The sequence below is a fragment of the Mycobacterium sp. genome, from assembly GCF_049281135.1.
Lineage (GTDB): Bacteria > Actinomycetota > Actinomycetes > Mycobacteriales > Mycobacteriaceae > Mycobacterium.
In genome coordinates this window covers 1-2274 of sequence record NZ_JBAPRN010000545.1, presented here as the reverse complement: position 1 = coordinate 2274, position 2274 = coordinate 1, and the positions used below count along the sequence as shown (strand labels likewise).

The window sequence follows — 2274 nt, the reverse complement described above, 5'->3', positions numbered from 1 at the left end:
CACCCTGTCCGAGGACGGCAAGGGTGGTCCGCCCAACAACGGAATTGTGTTGGGCCAGTACCAGACCCGGGCGATCGACATGGCCTCGGCCTACGCGACGCTGGCCGACTCCGGCATCTATCACCGGCCGCACTTCGTGCAGAAGGTGGTCAGCGCCGACGGGAAGGTGCTGTTCGATGCGACCAGCTCGGACAACTCCGGTGAGCAGCGGATCCCCAAGGACGTCGCCGACAACGTCACGTCGGCGATGCAGCCGATCGCGGGGTACTCGCGCGGACACAATCTGGCCGGCGGCCGGCCGTCGGCGTCCAAGACCGGTACCACCCAGCTGGGTGACACCGACGCCGACAAGGACGCCTGGATGGTCGGCTACACCCCGTCGCTGTCGACGGCGGTGTGGATCGGCACCGTGCGCGGCGATGTGCCGCTGGTGACCAAGGGGGGCGGGGCGATCTACGGGTCGGGTCTGCCGTCGGACATCTGGAAGTCGACGATGGACGGCGCACTCAAAGGCACCACCAATGAGTCCTTCCCCAAGCCCACCGAGATCGGTGGCTCCGCCGGTGTGCCCGCCGCGCCGCCACCACCTCCGCAGCCGCCGCAGATGACGGTCATTCAGCCCACGATGGAAATCGCGCCGGGCATCACGATTCCGATCGGGCCGCCGACCACCGTGCCCGTCGGACCGGCGGCTCCCCCAGTACCGCAGCCGGGAGCGCCCGAGCCGGGACCGCCGCCCCCGCCGTGACCCTCGCCGACACGGATCGCGCCGACATCTCGCCGCGGCGGTTGGCCAGGGATCTGCGCTCCGCCGATGACCGTGATTGCCCTAGCCGCACCGACTTTCTGGGCGCGGCGCTGTCGAATGTCATCGGCGGTCCGGTTGGCCGGCACGCGATCATCGGTCGCACCGCCGTTCTGACGCCGCTGCGAGTGATGTTTCTGATCGCGCTGGTGTTCCTGGCGCTTGGCTGGTCGACGAAAGCGCCGTGCCTGCAGACCATCGGGACCGGACCAGGCGATCAGCGGGTCGCCAACTGGCAGAATCAGCGGGCCTATTACGAGTTGTGCTACTCCGACACGGTTCCGCTGTACGGCGCGGAGTTGTTGAGCGAGGGCCGTTTTCCGTACAAGTCGAGCTGGATCGAAAAGGACGGCGCCGGCAAGCCGCAGACCCGCTACGACGGTCAGCCGGCGGTGCGCTACATGGAGTATCCCGTCCTCACCGGGGTGTACCAGTACGTGTCAATGGCGTTGGCCAAGACGTACACCACCTTCAGCAAGTTGATTCCGCTACCGGTCGTCGCCGAGGTGGTGGTGTTCTTCGACGTCGCCGCACTCGGGTTGGCACTGGCCTGGTTGGCGACGCTGTGGGCGACCGCAGGGCTGGCCGGCCGACGGGTCTGGGACGCCGCGCTGGTGGGCGCCTCGCCGCTGGTGATCTTTCACATCTTCACCAATTTCGACGCGCTGGCAACGGCTTTGGCGGTGGGTGGGCTGTTGGCATGGGCGCGACGGCGACCGGTGCTCGCCGGGGTGCTGATCGGTCTGGGTGTCGCGGCCAAGCTGTATCCGGTGCTGCTGCTGGGCCCCCTGCTGGTGCTGGGCATCCGGACCGGGCGGTTTCGCGAGGTGGCCCGTACCTCGGCTGCGACGGTGGTGACCTGGTTGCTGGTCAACCTGCCGGTGCTGGTGCTCTTTCCGCGAGGCTGGTCGGAGTTCTTCCGGCTGAATGCCCGTCGCGGCGAAGACATGGATTCGCTGTACAGCGTCGTCAAGTCGTTCACCGGCTGGCAGGGTTTCGACACGGACCTCGGCTTCTGGCAGCCGCCGGAGCATCTCAACGAGGTCGTGCTGGCTCTGTTCGTGTTGTGCTGTGTCGCAATCGGTTACATCGCCCTGACCGCCCCGCGGCGACCGCGGATTGCGCAGCTGGCGCTGCTGGTGGTGGTGGCGTTTCTGTTGACCAACAAGGTGTGGAGCCCGCAGTTCTCGCTGTGGCTGGTGCCGCTGGCGGTGCTGGCGCTGCCGCACCGCCGGATCCTGTTGGCGTGGATGACGATTGACGCACTGGTCTGGGTGCCGCGGATGTACTACCTCTACAGCGTGCCCGATCGTGGGCTGCCGCAACAATGGTTCACCGCGACGGTGCTGCTGCGCGATGTCGCGGTGCTGGCGCTGTGCGCGCTGGTGGTCCGGCAGATCTACCGGCCCGAGGAAGATCTGGTCCGCTGGGGTGGCCGGGTGGACGATCCGGCGGGCGGGGTGTTCGAC

General features: G+C 67.6%; 2 protein-coding genes. Both read left to right on the top strand.

The genetic code is table 11. The features are described from left to right. Positions 1-748: penicillin-binding transpeptidase domain-containing protein (locus tag WAN02_RS21350; RefSeq protein WP_422266214.1), on the top strand; the 748-nt coding region annotated here is incomplete at its 5' end. Beyond that, positions 745-2274: glycosyltransferase family 87 protein (locus WAN02_RS21345; RefSeq protein WP_422266213.1), on the top strand; the 1530-nt coding region annotated here is incomplete at its 3' end. The genes WAN02_RS21350 and WAN02_RS21345, both read left to right, overlap by 4 nt.